This window comes from Limnohabitans sp. Rim47, assembly GCF_001517545.1.
Lineage (GTDB): Bacteria > Pseudomonadota > Gammaproteobacteria > Burkholderiales > Burkholderiaceae_C > Limnohabitans_A.
The window spans coordinates 180,830-197,720 of sequence record NZ_FBYA01000002.1; the positions used below are offsets into that span (position 1 = coordinate 180,830).

Below are 16,891 nucleotides of genomic sequence, written 5' to 3' on the forward strand. Positions count from 1 at the left end.
ATTATCAAGTCTGTTTGCCAATCTGATGCGATGTCCGGTAGCCCCCCACCCCCGTCACATAAGCCAACAACTCCACAAAAAACGGATGCCTGCAAAGCGTGGACGAATCGCCCACCAGCAGCAGCTTGCGCCGTGCGCGGGTCATGCCCACGTTCATGAGGCGGATGTCATCAGACAGGAAGCCGATCTCGCCTTGGGGGTTGCTGCGCGTCAAGGTGATGGCCATGATGTCGCGCTCTTGGCCCTGAAACGAATCTACGGTGTCCACGCTGCGCCTGCATTGCAGCCGCTGGCATGCTGCCGTCAAAGGCCCCATGCGCACCACAGCACGCACTCACACGGCACTGGCAAAGAGTTGGGCTGTTCGCATCGATGGCGCGCCCCTGCCACTTTCGATGCGTGCCACCACGCTTTGTGTCTTTGGCCTCAAGTCCGGCTGGATTTTCCCAATTTGGCATCGTCCTCGGCCCAGCCTTCTATCGCGGGGTAATACCGTGTCGAACGGCCGTCACCGCATCGGGTGAGCAGCCCAAGCCGTTCCAGATCGATGAGGTCTCGGGCTGCGGTGGGTGTGGAGGTTTGCGCAATCCGCTCGTGCTTGCGCGTGGTCATGCCGCCTTCGTAACCTTTGGGGCCAGCATCCAGAAGCTTCTTCATTGTTTTTTGCTGTCGCTCATTGAGAGTGACCGATGACATTTGGGCCTGAAACCGAATGCGTTGAATGGCGGAATCAATGGTGCGGTTGGCGAATTCGTTGGCCAGATCAATTTGCGCCAGCATCCATTCGACCCATGCCGTCACGTCCATGCTTTTAGAGCGTTGTGCCCGCTCTAGCTCGCGGTAATACTGGTCTTTGCACGACTCGATTTGCCGCGACAGTGTCACGATTCGCCCAGGCTGGCCCATGTCTTGGCCCAGTGCCAGTTGCAAGATGGCCCGGCCAAGGCGCCCGTTGCCATCGTCAAAAGGATGCAGCGTCTCGAACCACAGATGCGAGACTGCGGCACGCACCAAGCCGTCCATGGGCTGCGGCCCGACTTTGGGCTGGGTTTGGTTGAACCAGTTCAAAAAAGCGTCCATCTGCTCGGCTAGACCTTCAGCGGGTGGCGCGGCGTAATGCACCTTGCTGTGGCCCACGGCCCCACTGACGATCTCCATGGGCACAGAACGCAGAGCGCCCACATCGATGCGCTGCATGCCCGAAAAACCCGTGGGGAAAAGCGCCCCGTGCCAACTGCACAGGCGCTCGAGCGTCAAGGGTGCGTCAGTGTTGAGGGTGGCGTCTTGCAACACATCGATCAGTCCCTCGATGTTGCGCCTGCCTTCGCGCACGGGGGCACCCGACGTGTCGAGCCCCAAGCGCCGGGCGACGGAGGAGCGAACACTTTCAGGGTCCAGCTTTTCGCCTTCAATCGCAGAGGTGGTCAATGCCTCTTGCGTCAACGAGTCACGGATGTGGGGCTGCAGCCCTTCCAGGCCAATCGCCTCCGCTTTGCCAAGTAGAAATCCTTGGAATGTTCTTGCGGCCGCCAATGGCGCCTGGATTCGCTGCGCGTCGAACGCCAATGCTGGCCACTCTGGCAGCTGCCAAATCCAACGTTGATATGATTTCATGGCTTAATCATATCAATATATGATTTGAATGGAATGAAAATCGCATCGTGCGCGGTGTCAAGACCAATGCAGCTGTGGGTTTTTGACTTGGCCTGCCCTTGGTGAGCCACAACACACGGCACTTTAAGCGGGTGCCGAGCTTGAAACTTGAAGACTGGATGGCCTAAAAAGTCGAACGGGCCATCTATCCAACGACTGTTTGGGCCATGCGATAGCCCCCCACCCCCTTCACATAAGCCAACAACTCCCCAAAAAACGGATGGCTGCAAAGCGTGGACGAATCGCCCACCAGCAGCAGCTTGCGCCGTGCGCGGGTCATGCCCACGTTCATGCGGCGTATGTCAGACAGGAAGCCGATCTCGCCTTGGGGGTTGCTGCGTGTCAGGGTGATGGCAATGATGTCGCGCTCTTGGCCCTGAAACGAATCGACGGTGCCCACGCTGAGCCTGCGTTGCAGCAGCAAACCATTCAGCACTTCGCTGTCTTCGATGGCGTCTTTCAAATAGTTGATTTGGGCGCGGTACGGCGCGATCACGCCAATGGTCAGCGGGCGCTGATCTGGGTCGGTGGGTTCGCCGGGTGCCTGCGTTTGGGCCAGCAGCTGCGCCAGGCGCTCCAGCAGCAGGTGGGCTTCTTCGGGGTTGGCGGTTGAGCGGCTTTCGGGAATGGCCAGTTCTTGATAACCGCAGCCCGCCGTGTCGATGAATTCCACAGGCAGGTCGGGTGCAAAGCGTGGGTCATTAAAACGCGGGGCATTAAAGCGCGGGTCATATGCGGCCAAGTCGGCATGGCGCACGCTGGGGTGCGCCACCAGTTGGCCGCCATAAAACTTCTCGGAGCTGAAGCCCATGATGTGCGCGTGCATGCGGTATTGCACGGTGAGCATGCGGGCCGTTTGTGGCTGCCGCTGGATGCACTTTTCAAACAGGGTTTCGCGCAGGCCTTCGCGGGCGGCTTTTTCGCTTTTCACGGTGGGCGGCAACTGGTGGTGGTCGCCCGCCAAAACAATGCGCTGGCCCTTGGCAATCGGAATCCAGCAACCCGGCTCCAGGGCCTGGGCGGCTTCGTCAATAAAGACAGTCTCAAAGCTCAGGTGGCGAATGTGCCGGTGGCTGGCACCCACCAGCGTGCAGGTAATGACCTGCACCGATTCGAGCACGTCCTCGGTCATAAAGCGCTCTAAATCGTCGGCGGCTTGGCGCAGCCTGCGTGCTTCTTCGCGCAGCCATTGGCGGTGTTGCCGCCCCTCAAAACCAAAATTGCGAACGCCTTCTTTGGACAGTTCACTGGCCGTCTCGCGGTGCTGTTCAGCGGTTTGGCGCATCGCGTGCATCTTGGCGTAGCTGGCGTGGGCCATCACCCCGGCGTCGAGCGTGTGCTTGAGCAGCAGGTCTGACACGCGGCTGGGGTTGCCCATGCGGATCACATTCACACCGCGCTCGGCCAACTTTTCTGTCAGCAGGTCTACGGCCGTGTTGGAGGGGGCGCACACCAGCACGCGCCGCTCGCGCCGTATGGTTTCCAAAATGGCCTGCACCAGCGTGGTGGTTTTGCCTGTGCCGGGCGGGCCGTGGATGATGGCCACGTCTTGCGCCGCGATCACATGGCGCACAGCCGTCAGCTGCGAATCGTTGAGTGCACTCGGGTAAAACAGGTCGTCGGCTTTGGGCTCGCGAAAGCTGGCCTGCCTGGCCCCCAGCAGCACGTCGCGCAGTTCGGCCAAGCGGTTGCCGTGTGCGCCCATGACGTCGCCCAGCGCTTGGTGCATCTCGCGGTAGCTCACCTCGTCAAAAGTGAGGTCAATGCCGAGCGTGCTGCCCTCCAGCACCCAATCGGGCAGCGACTCTTTGGTCGTGGCAAACAGCAGTTTGTTGCGCCGCACGCTGGTTACCACGCCGCTCAGCACGGGCCGGTCAGGCCCTGAGTAGGCGGGCGCATTGCTGAACACACAAGCGTTTTTACCCACCTGAAACAAATGCAGGTCTTGCCGATGCGCCGGACGCTCTAGCTCCAGCACCACTTTGCCCCCAAAACCGATGTCTTCTTGGGTGATGGTGACGGGGTACCAGGTCAAGCCACGCCTGCGGCGCTCTTTGATGCTGGCACTGGCGTTTTTGAGTTTGAATTGCGCTTGGTCTTCCTTTTGCTCCAATTGCATGAGTGCACGCACATGGCGTAACTCTTGTTGAACAGCGCAAGGGGCGGTGGGGGCAAGGCCTAGAAGAACAGGAAATTCGGTGTCTGGGGGCTTCATTAAATAGCCGTGGGTGGAGTGCTGCGCCCAGATCCTACCTAAACCCACAAAGTGGGCTGACTGTCAGGCCCATTGGGCAGAGCTTGGCGTGGCAAATCACAATTACCGACACAATTGAAAAAGCATCACACCATCGGCACCCCGCATTCACACCTCACGCACTCCGGCTTTGATTCATGTCTGTTTTAAGTTTAATTTCTGTGGGGCACGCCCACCTGCCCGGCGAATGGCTTTTTGAAGGCCTGTCGTTTGACTTGGCGCTGGATGAGCATGTGGCCATTCAAGGCACGTCGGGCTGCGGCAAATCCACGTTGTTGAACATCATGGCGGGGCTCGAAGTCCCGACCCATGGCGAAGTGCATTGGTCTGGCGAGCCCACTTCTGCATGGACGGCTGAGCAGCGGCGCGCTTGTCGTCAAACAGACATGGGCTTTGTATTTCAGGCGTTTCACCTGCTGCCGCATTTGTCAGCACTTCAAAACGTCATGGTGCCTTGTCTGTTGGGCGGAGCGTCTGGTCAGGACGCTGCCAAGTTGGCACGGGAACTGTTGGGCGACCTGGGCTTGGCCACACGGCTAGACGCCAAGCCCACCCGTTTGTCGGGTGGTGAACAGCAACGCGTCGCACTGGCGCGTGCGCTGGTGCATCGGCCCCAAGTGGTGTTTGCCGACGAGCCGACCGGCAATCTGGACACCGACACCGCTGCCAAGTCGCTGGCCCTGCTGACTGGCTTGTGCCGAGAGCGCCGGACGAGTTTGGTCATGGTCACCCATTCTGATGAGGCTGCACGGGCCATGGACAGAACGCTGCGACTGACCAAACAAGGCTTGGTGTGTTGAGCTTGAGAGGCCAGCAGGTCCTTTTCTTGTGGCTGCTGAAAGGCGCTTCCATTCAAGCTTGGACGCGCTGGTTGGTTGCGCTTGTGATGGTGGCCATCGGCGTGATGCTGGCGGTGGCCATCCACACCGTCAACCATTCGGCACTCGCCTCATTTGGCCAAGCCTTGGATACGGTCAATGGACAAGCCTCAGCACAACTGGTGGCCCCTTTGGGCGAGATGGATGACCGGCAAATCGAGGATTGGGACCGTCGTCGGTCGGCTTTGGGCATTCACACAGTAAGCCCTGTGCTGGTGGTGCGGACCGACCGACTGACGGTGCTGGGCCTGGATGTTTTTAAGGCCGCCGTGGTGTCGCCGTCTTTGCTGCCCTCTGCCTCGGGCGATGCCGGTGATTTGTTCAATGCCAAGGCGCTTTTTTTGTCGCGTGCAGCCTTGGACGCTTTGAACGTGCAGGTGGGCGACAGCATTCGCCTACGGCATGGCCTCGATTGGGTGTCCTTGCAGGTGGCGGGAGAGGTGCCGGGCGCTGCATCGCAAGTGATTGGCGTGATGGACATTGGCAGTGCGCAATGGGCATTCAAGCGGCTGGGCGTGGTGTCACGGCTCGACCTTCGCCTAGAGGACTGGCAAAGCACGCAAGGGCTGAGTGATGCATTGACAGCACAGTCTGAACCTCTGCAACTGGTGGCCACGCAAGACCGTGAACGGCGCATGTCGCTGCTGTCGCGGGCCTACCGCGTGAACCTGACGGTGCTGGCCATGGTGGCCTTGCTGACGGGGGGCTTTTTGGTGTCCACAGCGGTCAATTTGTCCATCGTCCGTCAGCGGGCCGAGCTGGCTTTGTTGGGCGTGCTGGGGGCCAGTGAGTCGTGGCTTCGGCGCTTTGTCTGGGCGCAGGGCGGGCTGATTGGCGCTTTGGGTGGCGTGTTGGGTGTGGGCCTGGGCTTGTTGTTGGCGGCCATTTTGATGCGCATTGTGGGTGGTGATTTGGGCGGCAGCTATTTTTCGGGTGCGCCCGCCGCCATGGTCATCGACTGGGTGGCATTGTTTGTTTTTGCCATGGCTGCGGTGCTGATGGGTTTAGCGTCTGCATGGTTGCCTTTGTCGCAAATCAATTGGCGTCGGCCTATGGCTTTGTTGCGCGCGGGCCAGGCCGAAACGCTGGTGCTGCGCTTGCCCACCTTGAAATGGAGTCTGCTGAGCGCTGCGCTGTCCATGGTGTTGCTCATGTTGCCCACGATGGATGAATTGCCCTGGGCCGCCTACGGGGCCATTGCGGCCCTGCTGTGCGCCGGGCTCTTGGCTGTGCCTTGGATTTTGTCCAAGCTCTGGGGTGGGCTGTCGCACAGCGTGGCGTCTGTGCGCATACCGGCGGTGGTGCGCTTGGCGGTTTGGCGACTGGCGCAAGCGCCCTCGGCGGCCACGCCTTTGATTGCGGGCACGGTGGCCGCGTTTTCATTGACGGTGGCGATGATGGTCATGGTCAGCAGCTTCAGGACTTCGGTGTCTGATTGGTTGGGTTTGGTCTTGCCTGCTGACCTGTACACCAGCAGCCAGTCGATGGTGGATCAGCCAGGTTTTGACCCGTCAATCCAGACCTTGCTCGCCCAAGTGCCTCTAGTGCAAAGGGTTGAAACCAGTCGGCAAAGAAACCTCCGCCTCTCCAACGACCGCCCTGAGGTGGTCTTGATCGCTAAACCTTTGAACTTGCAAAACCCCATGCAGTCGGTGGCCTTGGTGGGCTTGTCCAAGTTGCCGCCTGTTGATGACCCAGACCACTTGGTGGTTTTTGGCTCCGAGGCCATGGCCGATCTGTACGGCTGGCGTGTGGGTAAAGAAGCCCGCTTGCCACTGCGCCCACAAGGCTCATCCAAGGAGCTCAAGGTCTGGGTCGGCGGCTTGTACCGAGACTACGGCCGCCAACACGGCTCCGTGGTGATGTCGACCGCAGACTACGAAGCCATCACAGGCGACCGTTCGCGCTCCAACGTGTCGGTCTGGCTAGAAGACGGCGCAGATACAGCGCAAGTCATCTCCAGCATCCAGCGCCAAGTGCCTGAACTCACGCAGCTCAAATGGATCAGCGCCAGTGATGTGCGCCAGCTCTCGCTCAAAATTTTTGACCGCAGTTTCGCCATGACCTACGCCCTGGAAGCCGCTGCTTTGTTTGTGGCCCTGTTTTCGGTGGCCGCAGGCGTCACCGGCCAGTTGCTTTTGAGGCGGCGCGAATTCGGATTGCTGGCGCACCTTGGCATGTCAAAGACAGACCGCCTGCGCTTGGTGTCTTTAGAGGTCGGTTTGCTGTTGACTGTGGCCGTGGTGTGGGCCAGTGTCTTGGGGGGTTTGATGAGCCAGATCTTGATCCACAAAGTGAACCCAGAGTCATTTCACTGGACCATGAACACGCATTTTGACAAAGGGCAATGGTTGGCAATCAGTGCGTTGCTGCTGGTGCTGGGCGTGCTGGCGGCGCGTTGGGCGGCAGGCCGAGGGCTTGATGCAAAACGCTTGGCCGAGAGCCTGAGGGCCGATTGGTGAATGACATGACACAACCCCCTCCAAATCGGCGATTGACCCTCCAAACCGCAGCCTTGATGGTGGCAGGCCTGTCACCTTGGCCTGCGCATGTTGCCGCTGCGACAACTGCAGATGCACCGTTTTATCCACCCGTCAAACCGCGTCGCTTGGACTTTCCCAGAGACCATGGATCGCACCCTGACTACCGCACCGAGTGGTGGTACCTGACGGGGTGGCTGGGACAGGGGCCGTCGGCCATGGGTTTTCAGTTGACCTTTTTTCGCAGCCGTACCCAACATGCGCCTGAGAACCCCAGTCGACTGGCCCCAACGCAATTGCTTTTTGCGCATGCGGCAGTGGCAGCGGCCCCAAAAAATGCTTTTTTACATGCCAACCGAGCGGGTCGGTTGGGCGGATCGCTGCTGCGAGCCGAGACGTCCGACACCGATGTGCAATTTGAAGATTGGCATTTACGCCGTGTTCAAGGCGCAGGGGGCGAGGCCTACAAAGGCCGCTTTGCAGGCGAAGGTTTTTCACTGTCGTTTGATGCCAGCGCCGCACAGCCTGCACTTTTGCGGGGTCAAGACGGCTTCTCGTCCAAAGGCCCCGCTGCCCTGCAGGCAAGCCACTATTACAGCCGTGCGCCTTTGAGTGTGAAAGCCGATGTGATTTTGGGAAAGCAAACCCAGGCACTAGAGGGGAAAGCCTGGCTCGATCACGAGTGGTCGAGTCAATTGATGATGCCTGGGGCCGTGGGGTGGGACTGGCTGGGCATCAACTTGCTCGATGGCGGCACTCTGATGGCTTTTCGGATTCGCAACGAGAAAGCGGCGTCAATTCACGCGCATGTGGATGCCCGTGATCGCGCGGGCCGAGCTGCTAAAGGCTGGCAGGGCCTTCGGTGGGAACCGGCAGGAAGTTGGCGAGGCAAGTCATTGATCGACTACCCACTGCCCATGGACTTGTGGGTGGGCGATGACCGCTACAGACTGGTGCCGCTCATGCTGGGCCAAGAGGTCGATGCACGCGCCAGCACCGGCGGTTTTTATTGGGAAGGTGCGGTCAGTCTGATGCAAGGAGAGCGTTTGCTCGGCCATGGTTATTTGGAGCTGACGGGTTACGGTGCGCCTTTGAAAATTTGACCGCTTGGTCACCGACCAACAAAGCGGAAATGGCTGATTTTTTAACAACACAAGGATAAAAAATGACTCTGAACTCGATCGTTTTGGTCACTGGCGCAAGCGGCGGGATTGGTCGCGCTTTAGTGGCGCGTTTGAAAACGCGTGGACTCCAAGTGGCCGCAGTGGGGCGAGACCTGTCGCGCTTGAAAGAGGTGGCAGCCGACCTGCACATTGAAGCGGACACCACCACGCCACAAGGAGCCACCAGCGCTGTGGACATGTGCCAATCACAGTGGGGGCTGTCACCTTCTTTTTTAGCGCACGCTGTGGGCAGCACTTTGGTGGCCTCGTTGCACCGGTCACGCGAAGAGCAGATTCGGGATGTTTTGAGGATCAACCTTGAAAGCAGCCTTTGGATGCTTCAAGCCTGGATCACCGGGCTCAACGGCGGTCCTGGTGCAGCGGTTTTTGCAAGTTCGGTTGTTGCACAAATCGGCGTGGCGAACCATGAAGCCATTGCGGCGGCCAAAGGCGGCGTGGAGGCTTTGGTCCGCAGTGCTGCAGCAACCTACGCAGCCCAGGGCGTGCGTGTGAACGCGGTTGCTCCGGGGCTGACCGAAACAGGCATGACGGCAGGGATGCTCAAGTTGCCTGCCATGCGCGAGGCCGCAGGCAAACAGTACCCCTTGGGCGGCATCCAGTCCGCCCAAGATGTGGCATCGGTCATGGATTGGTTGTTGTCGCCAGATGCAGCGCGTTTGACAGGACAAACCTTGGCTGTCGATGGCGGCTTCACTACCGTCAGGCCATTGATCAGGTGATTTGACCCGGCCCGGCCCCCGCCACGCTTGAGTTGAACGGGCTTACTGCCGCGCCGTGCGCACGTTCGGCGGCACCGCACCCGGATGGCTGGTGCGCCAGGGGTTGATGTCCAGCCCTCCACGGCGGGTGTAGCGGGCATACACCGTGAGCTGGGTCGGTTTGCAGCGCGTCCAGATGTCCATGAAGATGCGCTCGACGCATTGCTCATGAAACTCGTTGTGGTTGCGAAAACTCACGATGTATTGCAGCAAGCCCGCTTGGTCTATTTGTGGGCCGCTGTAGGTGATTTGCACACTGCCCCAATCGGGCTGGCCGGTGACCAGGCAATTGCTTTTGAGCAAGTGGCTGACCAGCGTTTCTGACACCGGCAGTTCTTCGGCGTTGGCGGTCAGCAAATCGGGTGCGGGCTGGTAGCGACTGCACTCGATGTCCATGCGGTCGAGGTTCAAACCGTCCAACTCGTGCACGGGCTCGGCGTCAAATTTTTCTTGCAACAGCAGCTTGACGCCCACACTGGCCTGCACCGCGCCACCGTGCCAAATGACTGCGCTGATGTCGCGGCGAATCAAATCGCGGACCACATCGGCGCTTTCGAGCCGCGTGTTGTTGAAGCTGTTGAGGTACAACTTGAAGGACTTGCTTTCGACGATGTGGGTGCTTTCGGCGGGCACCGTGATGTGCGCCAAGGCCACTTGCGGCTTGCCCTTGGGGTTGAGCCAGGAAAGCTCAAACGCGGTCCACAAATCAGCCCCAAAAAACACGGGCTGCCCGGTTACCCCGATCTCGGCGCGTTTGGTGGCGCGAGGAATCGGGAACAGCAAACTGGCGTCGTACTGGTCCACATAGGCGCTGGTCTTGCCCAGCTGCGATTGTTCCGGGGTGTGCTCGGGGGTGTGTTCTGGAGAGTTCATGCTCATGCTTGCACCTTGCGTCGAAAAACCAAACGGTCAGGCTCAGACACCTGCGGGTCGTAGGCATAGCCCGCCAGATCAAAGCCAAGCAGGCCTTCTGGGTGACTGATTTTGTTCTGAATGGCATACCGCGCCATCAAGCCCCGCGCCCGCTTGGCGTTGAAACTGATGATTTTGTATTTGCCGCCCTTGAAGTCTTCAAACACGCACTCGATCACGCGGGCTTTCAGCGTTTTGCGGTCGACCGACTTGAAATACTCCTGCGAAGCCAGGTTCACGATGACCGGGGTTTTGTCTTTGGCCAGCTGGGCGTTAAGGTACTGCGCAATTTGCGCCCCCCAAAACTTGTAGAGGTTGCTGCCCTGGTCGGTTTGCAGCGTGGTGCCCATCTCTAGGCGGTAGGGCTGCATCCAGTCCAGCGGGCGCAGCACGCCATACAGCCCACTCAAAATACCCACATGGGTTTGCGCCCATTGCAGGTCTTGCGCTGACAAAGTCTTGGCGTCCAGGCCGTCGTACACATCGCCATTGAAGGCCAGCACGGCTTGCTTGGCGTTTTTGGCAGTGAACTTGGGTGCCCAGGCTTCGTAGCGGGCCACGTTCAAAGCCGACAGTGCGTCCGACAAGTCCATCAATTCGGCAATTTGCTGGGGCGATTTTTGGCGCAGCACCTCGATCAGGGCCTGCGACTGCGGCACAAACTGGGGCAGCGTGTGCGGCACATCGCCTGCGGGGGTTTCGTAATCCAGAGATTTGGCGGGTGACAATAAGAACAACATGCTCGATATCCTTTACCTCGACGATTATCTTGCAGCCGTGACCAAGCCGCCCGGCCTGTTGGTGCATCGCACTGGTCTGGACGCGGGTGAAACCCGGTTTGCCCTGCAAATGCTGCGTGACCAGCTGGGCCGCCCGGTGTGGCCCGCGCACAGGTTAGACAAAGGCACCAGCGGCGTGCTGCTGTTTGCCCTGAACCAAGAGACCGCCCGTTGGTTGGGCCAAGCCTTTGAAAGCGGCCAAAACCTGCAAAAGACCTACCGCGCCATGGTGCGTGGCTGGCCAGCCGATGCGGGGCTGATCGACCACGCGCTGAAACGCATGCCCGACGACATGCGCACCGAGCGCCTTGAATCGCAGCACGCCCAAAGCCGCTTTACCGCCCTGCGCCGCTTCGAACTGCCCTTGCCCCAGCAAGGCTTTGCCAGCACCCGCTGCGCCGAAGTGGCCCTGCAGCCGCTGACGGGCCGCCGCCACCAGTTGCGCCGCCACATGAAACACATCGCCCACCCGATCTTGGGCGATGCCACGCACGGCAAGGGCCCGCTCAACCGGGCCGTGGCCGACTTGATCGGGCTACAACGGCTGTGGCTGCATGCCGAAAGTCTGGCACTGCCCCACCCCATCAGCGGCCAGCTGCTGCAACTGGCATCGCCCTTGCCCACGGAATGGACACTTTGGGACACCTTTGCGCCTGCCCAACCAACCGTCACCCCGGGCTTAACCAACCGTCGTCCTTGACCACCCGACCGTCGTCCTTGACCACCCAACCGTCGTCCTTGACCACCCGACCGTCATCCTTGACCACCCAACCGTCATCCTGGACCACCCGACCGTCATCCTTGACCACCCAACCGTCATCCTGGACCACCCAACCGTCGTCCTTGACCACCCGACCGTCATCCTTGACCACCCAACCGTCATCCCGGGCTTGACCCGGGATCCATCCCCGCTTTGCCTTGCGCCCCGCGCAAAAGCCAACACATGGACCCCGGATCAAGTCCGGGGTGACAGGGGTGACAGGGGTGACAGGGGTGACAGGGGTGACAGGGGTGACAGGGATGACCGGGATGACCGGGATGACCGGGATGACAGGAGTGACAGGAGTGACAGGGGTGATGTCACCCAGCGGATAAGCATCCTCGCGGTTTTCCATAAGATGCGAGGCTAAGTCTGTTATCGCGTGCTAAGCCGCAACACAACACCCACAACCAGCCCCATGAGCCTGCTCTTCACGCCCTTCACTTTCAACGCGCCATCGGGCCCGCTTACCTTGCCCAACCGCATCGTCATCGCGCCCATGTGCCAATACTCGGCCGATAACGGCCGGGCCACCGACTGGCACCTGACACACTGGGCCAACTTGCTCAACAGCGGTGCAGGCTTGTTCACCATCGAAGCCACAGCGGTGTCGGCGGTCGGTCGCATCAGCCCCGGCTGCCTGGGCCTGTGGGACGACGCCACCCAAGCCGCTTTGGCAGATAAACTGCACCGCGCCCGCCGCCTGGCTCCGCAAATTCCCGTGTGCATCCAAATCAGCCATGCTGGCCGCAAGGCATCGAGCGCAGCCCCCTGGAACGGTGGCATGCTGATCGCCCCCGCCGATGGTGGCTGGCAAACCGTGGCACCCAGCGCCCTGCCCCACTTGCCACAAGAAGCCGCGCCCACCGAACTGAGCCTGGCCGACATCGCGCAAATCAAGGCCGACTTTGTGAACACCGCTTTGCGCAGCCACGCTTTGGGCATCGAGGCCATCGAGCTGCACGCCGCACACGGCTATTTGCTACACCAGTTTTTGTCACCCATTTCCAACCAGCGCACCGACCCATACGGTGGTTCGTTTGAAAACCGCATCCGCTTTCCGCTGGAAGTCTTCAAAGCCGTGCGCGAAGCTTTTGGCGGCACGCTGGGCATGCGCATCTCGGGCACTGACTGGGTCGATGGCGGCTGGACGATCGAAGAAACCGCCGAGTTGTCCGTGCGGCTCAAGCAAGCCGGAGCGCAGTTCGTGCACATCTCGTCGGGCGGCGTGTCGCCTTTGCAAAAAATCGCCATTGGCCCCGAATACCAATTGCACTTGGCCAAAGCAGTCAAAGCCGCATCGGGCCTGACCACCATCGCCGTCGGCCTGATCACCGAGCCCGCCCAAGCCGAAGCCGTGCTGCAGCGGGGCGATGCCGACCTGGTGGCGCTGGCCCGCAGCTTTTTGTACAAGCCCCGCTGGGGTTGGGAAGCGGCTGTGGCATTGGGTGGCACCGTCGATGCGCAACAACAGTACTGGCGCAGCTTGCCCCGCGAAGCCAAAAACATTTTCAACGACGCCAAAATCGGCATGCGCTGATTTCTGACCTTCCCCAAAAAAGAGAGACAAACATGAACACACACCGCACTTTGAGTCGAAAAATCACCCGCCTGCTGGCCTTGGCCAGCCTGTGCGCGCCCCTGGCCCTGATGGCCCAAGCCTTCCCCAGCAAGCCGATCACGCTGGTGGTGCCCGTGCCACCGGGCGGCTTGGTCGACACATCGGCCCGCCTGATTTCCGAGCCGCTGGGGCGCTTGATTGGCCAGTCCATCGTGGTGGAAAACAAAGGCGGTGCCAGCGGCAACCTGGCTTACCAGCAAGTGGCCCGCAGCGCCAAAGACGGCCACACCTTGCTGGTGTCGTACTCGGGCTACCACGTCGCCAACCCGATCTTGATGAACAAGCTGCCCTGGGAACTGAAAGACCTGACCCCGGTGGGCCTGATCACGGTCGCGACCAACGTGGTGGCCGTGCACCCTTCGGTGCCGGTCAGCAACATGAAGGAATTCATCGCCTACGCCAAACAAAATGCAGGCAAGCTGAACTACGCCTCGCAGGGCAATGGCTCGGTTTCGCACATCGGCACCGAAATCTTCAAACAGCAAACCGGGGTGGACCTGGTGCATGTCCCCTACAAAGGTTCGGGCCAGGCCATTGCCGACGTGCTGTCGGGGCAAGTGCAGGTGTTCATGACCACGCCGCCTTCGGTGATGCAGCACATTCAGGCCGGCAAGCTCAAGGCCTTGGCCGTCACGGGCAAAAAGCGCCACGCGGGCATGCCCCAAGTGCCCACCATGGCCGAGGCCGGTTACCCCAACTTTGACCTCGAATCGTGGGTGGCCCTGTACGCCCCAGCGGGCACACCGGCCAGCACAGTGAACCAACTGGCCGACGCCGTCAAACGCAGCCTGGATCTGCCCGAGAGCAAGCAACGCGCCGACGCGGCAGGCATTGAAGTGCGTTTTGTGGCTCCAACCGAAATGACCAAGCTGCTCGACCGCGACATCGCCGACTGGACCCAAGCCATCAAGGCCGCGAACATCAAACTCGACTGATCGCCCAACGTGAAAAAGCCGGAGCAGGCCTTATGGCCTGCTCCGGCTTTTTTGCGTTTAGAGGCGCGTGCGGCTTACTTCAAATCACCCGCCAAGCTGGCCAAAGTGTCGGGAAAGATTTCGACATGCGAGGGGTAATGCGTGTGGTCGCACCCCAGCTTGACGCCCGCCCCCGCCTTGACAGCGGCGCACATGACCGGCGTCAACTCAAAGCGCACAAAGTGAACGGCCGAGGTTTTCTCGTCGGTCTCGCGGTCCAGGTCTTCGTCGGCAATGGCATACACGCGGGCATGGCCCTCGACCTCGACAAACAAGCGGTCTTCCACGCCGATCAGCTTGGCCAACTCGCGCTTGCGTTCGTGGATGTCGGTGTACTCGATCATCATGGTGGCCTTCCAGTTGCTGCCATCCGGCACCAAGGGGGCATAGGCCTCGATCTCTTGCAGGATGCCTTCTTCTTCAAAGACTTTTTCGATGCGCAGCATCTCCTGGATCTGATAGCGGATGGTGGTTTCGCTCTCAAACTGCACGTTGATGTGCTCGCCCAGCTGCACGCTGCGCAGCTTGCGGTGGGCGATGACTTCGGGCTTGTGGACCTTGCGCCATTTGGTATAGGCCTCCAGCGACATCAGGGTCTCGGGCGTGATTTTTCCGGTCAGTTGCATGGCGGTTTTCCTTATTTGAGGCCGTAGGCTTTGCGCACCAAGGTCAGGGGGTGGTTCAGTTCGGGGGCACCCAGACCGTTGACCTCAAAGCCCTGGGCGATGTGATGACCGCCCAGTGGGCAGTCGGAGCTGATGAAGTCGGGCTTGGAGCCGTCCTTCATGGTGGCCATGGCTTTGAACACCGGCTTGCCGATTTTCATCGCCATGTCGTGTGAGCCTTTTTTCACACCATAGGTGCCGGCGTGGCCTGAGCAGCGCTCGATGGTGTTGATCTCGGTGTCCGGGATCATCTTGAGCATTTCTTCGGTCTTTTTGCCAATGTTCTGCACCCGGCCGTGACAAGGAATCTGATAGCTCACATTGCCCAGCTTTTGCGGGAACTCGGTTTTCAACAAGCCATCGCGCTTGCGGGCCATGAAATATTCAAACGGGTCCCACACCGCATCTTTGACCAACTGCGTGTCGGCGCAATCGGGGAACATCAGCGGAATCTCTTGCTTGAACATCAAGGCGCAGCTGGGCACTGCCGCCAAGATGGCAAAGCCGTCTTTGGCGTATTGGGCCAGCATCGGAATGTTGGCTTCTTTCGAGGCCTTGACCGAGTCCAGATCGCCCAATTCCAGCTTGGGCATGCCGCAGCACTTTTCTTTCTCGACCAAGACATAGGGAATGTCGTTGTGGTCCAAGATTTTGAGCAAATCGTGGCCAATGCCGGGCTCGTTGTAGTTGATGTAGCAAGTGGCATAAATGGCCACTTTGCCCGGTGTCTTGTCGCCGTCGATCACCTTGACCGATTTAGCAACCGGCGCACTGGATCGGAATTTTTGGGTCGCCAGTGAGGGCAACCACGCGTTTTTGTCCACGCCCGCCACGCTTTCCATCACACTGCGGGCGGCGGCCGTTTGGTTGATGGCGTTGACCGCCTGCACCACGATGGGGATACCGGCCAACGAGCCATGCACATCGGTGGAGGCCAACAGCTTCTCGGCCATGCCCACTTCCCCTTTTTGGAACTTGATGGCCTTGGCCCGCAGCATGGTGTGTGGGAAGTCCAGGTTCCAGGCGTGCGGTGGGGTGTAAGGGCACTTGGTCATGTAGCACAGGTCGCACATGTAGCACTGGTCCACCACTTTCCAGTAATCCTTTTTGTCCACCCCATCGACTTCCAGGGTGCTGCTCTCGTCGACCAGGTCAAACAAGGTCGGAAAGGCGTTGCACAAGCTCACACAACGGCGGCAACCGTGGCAGATGTCAAAGATGCGCTCCAACTCATTCAGGCACTTGTCTTCGTTATAAAAGTCCGGGTTTTGCCAGTCCAGAGCGTGCCGTGTGGGGGCTTCAAGGTTGCCTTCTTTGGCCATGCTGTGCTCCTTCGGTTTTGTTTTTGGAGGTTTTTCTGAGGGCTTTGCCGCCCAAACCCTGAGAAAAACCCGCTGCGCTTGGGCACGCAGCGGGGCGACCGAAACCTGCGAATCAATCGACCAGTTCGTTCAGGGCTTTTTGATAGCGGTTGGCGTGTGAACGCTCGGCCTTGGCCAGTGTTTCAAACCAGTCGGCCACTTCATCAAAACCTTCTTCACGGGCGGTCTTGGCCATGCCCGGGTACATGTCGGTGTACTCATGGGTTTCGCCTGCCACGGCCGAGGCCAGGTTTTGCCGCGTCGAGCCAATGGGCAGTCCGGTGGCCGGGTCGCCCGATTGCTCCAGAAACTCCAAGTGACCGTGGGCGTGGCCGGTCTCGCCTTCGGCGGTGGAACGGAACAGGGCTGCCACGTCGTTCTGGCCTTCAATGTCCGCCTTGTTCGCGAAGTACAAATAGCGACGATTGGCCTGCGATTCGCCTGCGAAGGCGTCTTTCAGGCACTGCTCCGTGCGCGAGCCTTTGAGTGCTGCCATGGAAATCTCCTTGATGGGTTTTGAACCTTGAATGCCCTGGCATGATCGCCAGAGAGTTGCAGGTTACCCCCAGAGCACTGACTCTGCCCAATAAATTGATTCAATGACATGAATTT

16 protein-coding genes are annotated in these 16,891 nt (G+C 59.9%); 7 read left to right on the top strand and 9 right to left on the bottom strand.

Going from position 1 to position 16,891, the window contains the following annotated elements; translation table 11 throughout:
- Positions 1-4: 4 nt before the first annotated feature.
- From BN3544_RS05780 to BN3544_RS05790, 3 genes are all read right to left on the bottom strand, one after another.
- Complete coding sequence (locus BN3544_RS05780; protein ID WP_231733904.1) at positions 5-268, bottom strand: C-terminal helicase domain-containing protein; 264 nt, start codon at positions 266-268, stop codon at positions 5-7.
- A 158-nt stretch (positions 269-426) separates the two neighbouring features.
- Positions 427-1,614, bottom strand: a complete 1,188-nt coding sequence (locus BN3544_RS05785) for a Fic family protein (RefSeq protein WP_019429474.1) — start codon at positions 1,612-1,614, stop codon at positions 427-429.
- 184 nt (positions 1,615-1,798) lie between these two features.
- Entirely contained in the window at positions 1,799-3,868 is a 2,070-nt protein-coding gene (locus tag BN3544_RS05790) for an IGHMBP2 family helicase (RefSeq protein WP_059355981.1), read from the bottom strand.
- Positions 3,869-4,044: 176 nt separating this feature from the next.
- On the opposite strand from BN3544_RS05790, the gene BN3544_RS05795 reads away from it, so the two are divergent.
- The 4 genes from BN3544_RS05795 (at position 4,045) to BN3544_RS05810 (ending at position 9,168) form a co-directional block, all read left to right on the top strand.
- Complete coding sequence (locus BN3544_RS05795) at positions 4,045-4,707, top strand: ABC transporter ATP-binding protein (protein WP_036075650.1); 663 nt, start codon at positions 4,045-4,047, stop codon at positions 4,705-4,707.
- 26 nt (positions 4,708-4,733) lie between these two features.
- Positions 4,734-7,247: an FtsX-like permease family protein gene (locus BN3544_RS05800; RefSeq protein ID WP_019431296.1), complete on the top strand. Its 2,514-nt coding sequence runs from the start codon at positions 4,734-4,736 to the stop codon at positions 7,245-7,247.
- Positions 7,248-7,252: 5 nt separating this feature from the next.
- On the top strand, positions 7,253-8,368 hold the full coding sequence (locus tag BN3544_RS05805) for a lipocalin-like domain-containing protein (RefSeq protein ID WP_155820589.1): 1,116 nt from the start codon (positions 7,253-7,255) through the stop codon (positions 8,366-8,368).
- 62 nt (positions 8,369-8,430) lie between these two features.
- Complete coding sequence (locus BN3544_RS05810; RefSeq protein WP_019431294.1) at positions 8,431-9,168, top strand: SDR family NAD(P)-dependent oxidoreductase; 738 nt, start codon at positions 8,431-8,433, stop codon at positions 9,166-9,168.
- Between the two features lie 42 nt (positions 9,169-9,210).
- Here the strand turns inward: BN3544_RS05810 and queF are convergent, their stop codons facing one another.
- Positions 9,211-10,080, bottom strand: coding sequence for an NADPH-dependent 7-cyano-7-deazaguanine reductase QueF (queF, locus tag BN3544_RS05815; protein WP_026036884.1), 870 nt, complete (start codon positions 10,078-10,080; stop codon positions 9,211-9,213).
- 2 nt (positions 10,081-10,082) lie between these two features.
- On the bottom strand, positions 10,083-10,859 hold the full coding sequence (gene yaaA, locus BN3544_RS05820; protein ID WP_019431292.1) for a peroxide stress protein YaaA: 777 nt from the start codon (positions 10,857-10,859) through the stop codon (positions 10,083-10,085).
- Here yaaA and BN3544_RS05825 point away from each other — a divergent pair.
- Positions 10,858-11,598, top strand: coding sequence for a pseudouridine synthase (locus BN3544_RS05825; protein WP_019431291.1), 741 nt, complete (start codon positions 10,858-10,860; stop codon positions 11,596-11,598). The genes yaaA and BN3544_RS05825 overlap by 2 nt on opposite strands.
- Here BN3544_RS05825 and BN3544_RS14410 read toward each other — a convergent pair.
- The gene (locus BN3544_RS14410; protein WP_019431290.1) at positions 11,567-12,013 is read right to left on the bottom strand and encodes a hypothetical protein; all 447 of its coding nucleotides are present in this window, start codon (positions 12,011-12,013) and stop codon (positions 11,567-11,569) included. The two genes, BN3544_RS05825 and BN3544_RS14410, sit on opposite strands and share 32 nt — an antisense overlap.
- 63 nt (positions 12,014-12,076) lie before the next feature.
- Here BN3544_RS14410 and BN3544_RS05835 point away from each other — a divergent pair, with 63 nt between their 5' ends.
- Both BN3544_RS05835 and BN3544_RS05840 read left to right on the top strand, forming a co-directional pair.
- Positions 12,077-13,198, top strand: a complete 1,122-nt coding sequence (locus tag BN3544_RS05835) for an NADH:flavin oxidoreductase/NADH oxidase (protein ID WP_026036883.1) — start codon at positions 12,077-12,079, stop codon at positions 13,196-13,198.
- Positions 13,199-13,230: 32 nt separating this feature from the next.
- On the top strand, positions 13,231-14,214 hold the full coding sequence (locus BN3544_RS05840) for a Bug family tripartite tricarboxylate transporter substrate binding protein (RefSeq protein WP_019431288.1): 984 nt from the start codon (positions 13,231-13,233) through the stop codon (positions 14,212-14,214).
- 74 nt (positions 14,215-14,288) lie between these two features.
- Here BN3544_RS05840 and BN3544_RS05845 read toward each other — a convergent pair whose 3' ends face one another.
- The 3 genes from BN3544_RS05845 to BN3544_RS05855 form a co-directional block, all read right to left on the bottom strand.
- The gene (locus BN3544_RS05845) at positions 14,289-14,879 is read right to left on the bottom strand and encodes a DUF3501 family protein (RefSeq protein ID WP_019431320.1); all 591 of its coding nucleotides are present in this window, start codon (positions 14,877-14,879) and stop codon (positions 14,289-14,291) included.
- 11 nt (positions 14,880-14,890) lie between these two features.
- Positions 14,891-16,240, bottom strand: a complete 1,350-nt coding sequence (locus BN3544_RS05850; RefSeq protein ID WP_019431319.1) for a (Fe-S)-binding protein — start codon at positions 16,238-16,240, stop codon at positions 14,891-14,893.
- Between the two features lie 112 nt (positions 16,241-16,352).
- Positions 16,353-16,775, bottom strand: a complete 423-nt coding sequence (locus BN3544_RS05855; protein WP_019431318.1) for a rubrerythrin family protein — start codon at positions 16,773-16,775, stop codon at positions 16,353-16,355.
- Between the last annotated feature and the right edge of the window lie 116 nt (positions 16,776-16,891).